Genomic DNA, 6,604 nt, shown 5'->3' with positions numbered 1-6,604 from the left:
CACCACCAACATGTCATGCCCGGTAGACATCACATCTACGACGGTGCCCACCAGATCCTGGCTGTGCTGGTCAACCACGGTCAGTCCAATCAAATCTGCCACATGAAATTCATGGGGGGCGAGAGGGAGGCGATCGCTCTCAGGCACCAGCAGTTCATAGTCGCGCAGGGTTTCTGCTTGGGCGCGGCTGGTGATGCCTTCTAGACGAATGACATAGAGATTCTTGCCCTCCACATAGCGCCCAGACTGCAGATGCACCAGGGTAGGGTCTCCCCCCTTGGGCGATCGCATCCAGCGTTGCCCCGGCTCAAGAAACCGTTCAGGGAAGTCGGAGCTTGGGTAAACGCGCAGTTCGCCGACGAGCCCTTGGGGCGCGACGATTTTGCCAATTTCAATCCAGTCAGAAGGGTTGGGCATAAGAGACGAGGAGAAGAGGAATGGGACAACAACGGGGAGGGTAGAGGGAGAGGGTGGAGCGATCGCCCCTTGCGTGACATAATCTCTAGGGGATAAATCTTCCTCCTGCTGATGGCCCCATTGATTAAGATACATGCCTCCTTCACCAGATTGGACTCGTCGTCACATTCTTTCGCTAGCGGACTTCACCCCGGCGGAATACAACACCATCTTACAAACGGCCGTCAGCTTCCGTGAGGTTTTGTCGCGCCGCACCAAAAAGGTACCCGCCCTGCAGGGTAAAGTGGTTGCCAATCTGTTTTTTGAATCCTCCACTCGCACCCGCAGCAGCTTTGAGCTTGCCGCCAAACGCCTCTCTGCTGACATTCTCAACTTTGCCCCCGGTACGTCATCGCTAACCAAAGGGGAAACGATTCTCGATACCGCCAAAACCTATCTAGCCATGGGCACCGATTTGATGGTGATTCGCCATCGGGATGCCGGCGTGCCGACGGCGATCGCCCAGGAGATGGAGCGCCTCGGCACCCAAGTGGGCGTTCTCAATGCCGGCGATGGCCAGCACGAGCATCCCTCCCAAGCGCTGCTGGATTTATTTACCATGTGCTGCTGCTTAGATGCCGATGAGCCTCGGCTGGAACAGTTGCAGGGCAAGAAAATTGCCATCGTTGGCGATATTCTACACTCACGGGTGGCGCGATCGAACCTTTGGAGCCTGACCGCTAGCGGTGCCGATGTTCACCTTGCTGCACCACCCACTCTCCTACCCTCCTACTTTGCCGAGATGATCGCCGCAGCCACCGATCTGCCTCGCAGCATCACGCTGCACTGGGATCTAGAACCCGCCTTAGATCAAGCCGACTTTGTCATGACTCTCCGGCTGCAAAAAGAACGCATGACCCAACATCTCTTGCCCAGTCTGCGAGAATACCATCAGCAGTTTGGTCTCACCCGCGATCGCCTCCAGTTATGCAAGCCGAGTGTGCGCCTGCTCCATCCCGGGCCCGTCAACCGTGGGGTAGAAATTAGCTCCGACCTAATGGACGATCCGCTCCTCAGTTTAATTCCCCAGCAAGTAACCAGCGGCGTCGCTATCCGCATGGCGCTACTCTATTTAATGGGAAGCGGACAGGAGTGAGCCATGCTCAGAAACTTATGGAACAGCGGCTTGGTAGGTCTGGGGTATATGCTATCGCCCCTATCGTGGTGGAATGACTTGTTTTTTAACCTGCCGATCGCCTACGTCGTGGGCTATGCAGCCAGTTGGCTCAACCCCGCCTGGTTTCTCCCCGCTACCGCCCTTGGCTACTGGCTATCCAATGTCTTAGGCATTGTGATGATGCAATGGGGCGCAACCGGCTTCGTCGGGCAGCCAGAAACCTCCAATCCCAAACGCGCTCTATTGATCAGTTTGGGGCTTTCCACCGCCTACACTGTCCTCATTCTTGGATTGGCCTACTTCCATATCCTCGCCATTCCCGACGCGATCCTGGCTCAACATCCCTGACTAGGCTCCATAGATTGACGGAGAATGTGAGTCGTGATCGATAACCGGGTAATGTAAGACTGAACAGCGGATAACCACTCGATATTGAATCTGAAAACAACGCTCTTGCCAGCAAGGCACTTCCTAGATGCCAGGTTTCTCACCTGATACAGCGATGAGGTTCTATCTGTTGGCTATGGCAATCAATCCCAGAGGAGAAAAGAAATGAAGGACAGTGGCCTCATTGTGTTTGTGATTGTAGTCGTTGCGATTGCTGGATTGGTGGTTCATGCGCAAGGGCGGATGGAAACCTGTAAACGCCAAGGGCAAAAAACGATCACCTGTGTCCTAGGCTTCTAACCAGCACCCTCCTTCTCCATAGCTCAGGGTAGAATAGCGCACAATAATAATTGTATTGCGCTCTAGGCTATTGTCGATGGATATATCTCGATCTCAACTACTTCAAGCTCCCACCCTGGAGGGTGATCACGTTGCGATCACCTTTGCGCCGCTGTCCCTAGATGAGGTCTACGGCTTAGCCGATGATGGAGCCAATGGGGCGATTGTGGTGATGAGCGGCATGGTGCGCAATCAAACTGAGGGACGTCCAGTGGTGGCGCTGGAATACCAAGCTTATGAGCCGATGGCTATTCGTGTTTTTCAGCAAATCGCCGCCGATATTCGCCAGCGTTGGCCCGTCACCCATAGCGTGATCTACCATCGCACAGGACGTTTGGCGGTAGGCGATATTAGTGTCTTGGTAGCCGTTGGCAGCCCCCATCGTTCCGAGGCGTTTGCGGCTTGTCAATATGCGATCGATACGCTCAAACATAATGCTCCTATCTGGAAAAAGGAACATTGGGCTGATGGATCCAGTAGTTGGGTGAGTATTGGTGCCTGTGAGCAAGGGGATGGGGTCTGTTAATGAATCCCCTATCTTTGATCATATCCGGTATCCTAACCTAGCGTGCATCAAGTAGGAAAGCGATCGCTCTCCGCCAGCCCAGCCTGTAGAATATATATTGGGGCGCAAATACTAAGCGCTTCACTTACCTTGCCTGAGGATCACCATGTTTATACGTTGTTAACTGCGAGACACCGCCATGAGATTTTTAGTTCAACTGATAGGCTTTGCGCTGCTGTTGCTGGGAATTTACTTTCTGGGAAGAAATATCTTTTTCACCACGAACGTCTCGCCCTATTTTTGGAGAGGTATTGCAGCCGATTTATCCATCCTGCTTCTCGTTGTAGGCGTTTTGGCTTTGGTGGTCTTACCTTTGGGTGCTAAAAGCATTGGCTGGGTTTTTGTGGCGGCCGGCATCATTTGTGTTTTTGCAAGTAGTCGAGCAATTCTGAACCCAACCAGTCTCTGGCAGTTTTTTGTCGCTTTGGTGGCGATGACCGGGGGTTATAAAATGCTGTCTTCAGGCAGAATGCCTTTCTGAGCGATGCACTGTTCTCTTGGTGTACAGTTGCGATCGCCACCCTGCACACCAAGGGGTGGCATTCCCTCCCCAACCCAGCTCCATTGAGCATTCACATATCCTTAGGCATGGTCAGCAGATCGTTTGTCCATCAGCAAACCAACGCCCACCAGCGCTGGGATGATCATGACTATTCGCAAGCCTCTAAAAGCTATGAGCGCACTTGAGTTAAGAGCCATCGTCAGAGCAGAGTCTGCCAGCAAAGAATTTACGAATCCCTCAATCAGTATAAAGATGAAGCAGCCATAGGTAGCGATCGCTGCCCATCTTGACCAGGATTTATCTAAGCTAATGCCAACGATCGCGGCAATTCCCACTACTGCCATGGCACCAGAACGAACGACTTCTACACCAGAGACGTCTGTGTCTTCATACGTGCCCCAAACAGTTGTGATCACCAGCGTGCTCGATGTAAAAGCAATGAATGCCAGATAAGCTAGGTTGTACCATTTCGTCGTGCGAGTATAGAGCTTTGGCTGAGAAGAATTTGTCATAGATGAGCTTAGAATTAGATGAACTGTCTTCGCAACATACCATGAGCGATCGCCCCCTAGATAGTCATGTCAAGAGCGATCGCCTCCCTTATCAACCCAGTCCTGCTGAGCATTCACAGCTCCTCAGACCGGGGCAGCAGGTCGTTTCTTCATGAGTGAATTTATGCCTAGAAGCGTGACAGCGAGGATGAGAAGCATCATGATTCTAGAAGCTCTGAGCCCATCGTCGCCAAGGGTACTAGCTAGACTAGGTTGTAGGAAGGAAGACACAAATCCTGCAATGAGGATGAAGCTCAAGAAGCCATAGGCGGCGATCGCTGCCCACTTTGCCCAGGCTTTATCTAAGATGATTCCAACGATGGCTGCGACTCCCGTCACGGGTATGATGCTGCCTAAAATAACTCCTGGAATAGAGGGACTTGGCGTGATGACCACCGTGCTCCATATGAGAGTAATCAATACTAGGTAAGCTAAGTTATACCATTTGGTTCTTCGAGTATAGAGTCTTGGTCGAGACGAATTCGTCATAAGTGTTGATCCAGCAAGATAAGTAGAAGCTACGCTTTGTGGCGTCTGTTCTATGAATAGCTTACTATCATGATCCGAGGAGTAAATGCAACACTTCGCAACATGCCATGAGCGATCGCCCTCTAGATGTTGAATAAAGAGCGATCGCTTTGCGGTTCTAACCTACTGGGGGCGTTCCATGACGCTGGTTAATCGTTCAATTGCCTGGGTTAGACGTTCTTGGGCTACGATGGCAGGATCTGGTGGGGCTTCTGCTGCTTCAACCTCTTCCGCTCGCTTCACGCGATTTTTCATCGCCGTAAACGATCGCACCACCAAGAACATACAGAAGGCAATGACCACAAAGTTAATGATGGCTGCTAGGAACAGACCATACTGAATACCTGCTGCACTCAGGTCTGCTAGTTTATCTACGCCTGCTGCTTGCATGGCTGGATTGAGAATAGCAGGCGTCAAAATGTCTGCTACGAGGGAATTAATCACATTGCCGAAGGCACCGCCAATGATCACCGCTACAGCGAGATCGATGACGTTGCCCCGCATGATGAAATCGCGAAAATCTGAGAAAAAGCCACTAGTGGCCTGTCGTCCACGCCGAATGCTCATAAGAGTTGTATCTCCTTAGGTTGCCAGGGTTTGATATCGAGACAATAGTAGGCGAGATCAGGACAAATGTCAGGAAATCCTAGGAACTGGATGCAGGAGAGCTAGAGACGATAGGAGGATGGTGGACTAGGTGAGATCGGGGATAGCTAGGATAGTCTCGATGACATCTTGTTATCTCCAGATATTTGAGAGCGATCGCTCTCAAATACTGGATTCTTCCTCGTAGGGTGAAGGTAAGGAAACGTCGTCTTTCTGGGAAATTAGTTCAGCTTGCAAGACCTTCGGGGGGCGATCGCCTGTGGGCGCACGGGATGGATCCCGGCGATCGCTGGTGGGTGCTGGTGAGGGTGGTGCTTCGTTCCAATCATCCCAACCTTCTTCGAGTTCCTCAATCTCCCCAACGGATGAAGACGCCTTAGCAGATGATTTTGCTGGTGCGGGACGCCGAAATAGGTTTTTCAGGCGACCCATGGGCCCCGGTGCTTTTTGGGGCTGAGGTGCTGGAGCAGGTGCTTGGGACTGGGGCGTTGGTTGAGGCGTTTCCGCAGCTTTAGTAGCAGACGGGTCGGGTTTGCGGGCAGCTTGGGGTGTCGGCTGAGGTGGTCTGGCTGGGCTGGAGGGACGAGAGGGTGGGGGAGTTGAGTTGGATCGCTGAGGTGGGCGTTGGTTCGCCTGGGGCGCTCGCGGCTGGGAAGCTGGTGCTGGGGATGCTTCGGGACGGGATTCGATCTGGGAAGCCTTCGCATCTGGTTTTTCAGAGCTGGGGGATGGACTGGTGGCTGTCTCTGGTTTGGGAGCTTGGGTCGATTTTGATGGCGTCGGTTCGGATGGGGTAGCGTTTGGCTGAATAGGTTCCGCCTGGATAGGTTGTGATGGTGATGGGGCTGGTTTTGATGGAATAGCTTCTGATGAGGGCGATGGGGTGGCCGCTGATGGAGTGGGAGGGATAGCCTCTGGTGGGGCGGCAGGGGCAGGGGCGATCGCTGCCGCAGCGATTGGCACAGCGGCAGACTCGACGGTGGTGGGGTCACCAGGGGCAACATGGGTTGCTGCGGGAGGAGTGTCGGTGGTCGAGGTATCGGCAACTGGCGCGGCTGGACTGGCTGACGGGGCCGGTTGAGCCGATGGGGTAGTTGTGACTGGTGTAGTCTTTTGGGCAGACTGCTTAGCGGACTGCTCGCTGGATGGCTTACTGGACTGCTTGCTGGTCTGGCGAGTCGGTTGCCGAGCTGATGCTGCAGGTTGGCGCTCCAATCCTGGAATCACGGCAGCGCCGTCTGGCAAGTCGGTTTGTTGCTCAAGGGGGGTGGTTTGTCGGCGCAGGATCAGCAATTGCCACCCCAGCCAGAGCAAGAGCACCACGCTGGCTGTTTGCCCCACTAGTAGGCCACCCTGGAGGCGATCGCCATAAATCCACAGCGCCAAGGCATAGAACATGCCGACGCCGCTCCAAGCTATATCTTGACGGCGATGCACTTCTGGGATGAAAAAGGCCGCCATGTAAAATGTCAGGCTTCCCAAACCCACTAGTATCGCTAAACCATACGCAAACATATCGGCATCCTCGATGCAGCAACGGACGACTCAAGCCC

At 53.4% G+C, this 6,604-nt stretch carries 10 protein-coding genes; 6 read left to right on the top strand and 4 right to left on the bottom strand.

What is annotated here, in order from left to right:
- A partial coding sequence (rimM, locus tag V6D20_21835) for a ribosome maturation factor RimM (GenBank protein ID HEY9818425.1) occupies window positions 1–552 on the bottom strand: 552 nt, incomplete at its 3' end.
- Between rimM and V6D20_21830 the strand changes: the two genes are divergently transcribed.
- The 5 genes from V6D20_21830 (at window position 551) to V6D20_21810 (ending at window position 3,345) form a co-directional block, all read left to right on the top strand.
- Window positions 551–1,552 (top strand): aspartate carbamoyltransferase catalytic subunit, encoded by a 1,002-nt coding sequence (locus V6D20_21830; GenBank protein ID HEY9818424.1) that lies wholly within the window; start codon window positions 551–553, stop codon window positions 1,550–1,552. The two genes, rimM and V6D20_21830, sit on opposite strands and share 2 nt — an antisense overlap.
- 3 nt (window positions 1,553–1,555) lie before the next feature.
- Window positions 1,556–1,921 (top strand): hypothetical protein, encoded by a 366-nt coding sequence (locus V6D20_21825; protein ID HEY9818423.1) that lies wholly within the window; start codon window positions 1,556–1,558, stop codon window positions 1,919–1,921.
- Window positions 1,922–2,125: 204 nt separating this feature from the next.
- On the top strand, window positions 2,126–2,260 hold the full coding sequence (locus V6D20_21820) for a hypothetical protein (protein ID HEY9818422.1): 135 nt from the start codon (window positions 2,126–2,128) through the stop codon (window positions 2,258–2,260).
- A gap of 76 nt (window positions 2,261–2,336) precedes the next feature.
- Window positions 2,337–2,825 carry a molybdenum cofactor biosynthesis protein MoaE gene (locus V6D20_21815; GenBank protein HEY9818421.1) on the top strand — a complete coding sequence of 163 codons (489 nt, stop codon included), beginning with the start codon at window positions 2,337–2,339 and terminating at the stop codon, window positions 2,823–2,825.
- Between the two features lie 178 nt (window positions 2,826–3,003).
- On the top strand, window positions 3,004–3,345 hold the full coding sequence (locus V6D20_21810) for a hypothetical protein (protein ID HEY9818420.1): 342 nt from the start codon (window positions 3,004–3,006) through the stop codon (window positions 3,343–3,345).
- Window positions 3,346–3,446: 101 nt separating this feature from the next.
- Here V6D20_21810 and V6D20_21805 read toward each other — a convergent pair whose 3' ends face one another.
- Entirely contained in the window at window positions 3,447–3,878 is a 432-nt protein-coding gene (locus V6D20_21805) for a hypothetical protein (GenBank protein ID HEY9818419.1), read from the bottom strand.
- A 2-nt stretch (window positions 3,879–3,880) separates the two neighbouring features.
- Here V6D20_21805 and V6D20_21800 point away from each other — a divergent pair, with 2 nt between their 5' ends.
- Window positions 3,881–4,033, top strand: coding sequence for a hypothetical protein (locus tag V6D20_21800; GenBank protein HEY9818418.1), 153 nt, complete (start codon window positions 3,881–3,883; stop codon window positions 4,031–4,033).
- Window positions 4,034–4,568: 535 nt separating this feature from the next.
- On the opposite strand, the gene mscL is transcribed toward V6D20_21800, so the two are convergent.
- Complete coding sequence (gene mscL, locus V6D20_21795) at window positions 4,569–5,012, bottom strand: large conductance mechanosensitive channel protein MscL (GenBank protein HEY9818417.1); 444 nt, start codon at window positions 5,010–5,012, stop codon at window positions 4,569–4,571.
- A gap of 201 nt (window positions 5,013–5,213) precedes the next feature.
- On the bottom strand, window positions 5,214–6,566 hold the full coding sequence (locus tag V6D20_21790; GenBank protein ID HEY9818416.1) for a Ycf66 family protein: 1,353 nt from the start codon (window positions 6,564–6,566) through the stop codon (window positions 5,214–5,216).
- Between the last annotated feature and the right edge of the window lie 38 nt (window positions 6,567–6,604).

The organism is Candidatus Obscuribacterales bacterium (assembly GCA_036703605.1).
Lineage (GTDB): Bacteria > Cyanobacteriota > Cyanobacteriia > RECH01 > RECH01 > RECH01.
Note: the sequence above shows the minus strand (reverse complement) of the source record. Positions and strands in the feature narration are given on the sequence as shown.

Excerpts from the sequence above, each read along its gene's own strand:
- V6D20_21800 (HEY9818418.1), top strand. The coding sequence starts at position 3,881 with ATGAGCTTAGAATTAGATGAACTGTCTTCGCAACATACCATGAGCGAT.
- mscL (HEY9818417.1), bottom strand. The coding sequence starts at position 5,012 with ATGAGCATTCGGCGTGGACGACAGGCCACTAGTGGCTTTTTCTCAGAT.
- V6D20_21805 (HEY9818419.1), bottom strand. The coding sequence starts at position 3,878 with ATGACAAATTCTTCTCAGCCAAAGCTCTATACTCGCACGACGAAATGG.
- V6D20_21790 (HEY9818416.1), bottom strand. The coding sequence starts at position 6,566 with ATGTTTGCGTATGGTTTAGCGATACTAGTGGGTTTGGGAAGCCTGACA.
- V6D20_21810 (HEY9818420.1), top strand. The coding sequence starts at position 3,004 with ATGAGATTTTTAGTTCAACTGATAGGCTTTGCGCTGCTGTTGCTGGGA.
- V6D20_21820 (HEY9818422.1), top strand. The coding sequence starts at position 2,126 with ATGAAGGACAGTGGCCTCATTGTGTTTGTGATTGTAGTCGTTGCGATT.
- V6D20_21825 (HEY9818423.1), top strand. The coding sequence starts at position 1,556 with ATGCTCAGAAACTTATGGAACAGCGGCTTGGTAGGTCTGGGGTATATG.
- V6D20_21815 (HEY9818421.1), top strand. The coding sequence starts at position 2,337 with ATGGATATATCTCGATCTCAACTACTTCAAGCTCCCACCCTGGAGGGT.
- V6D20_21830 (HEY9818424.1), top strand. The coding sequence starts at position 551 with ATGCCTCCTTCACCAGATTGGACTCGTCGTCACATTCTTTCGCTAGCG.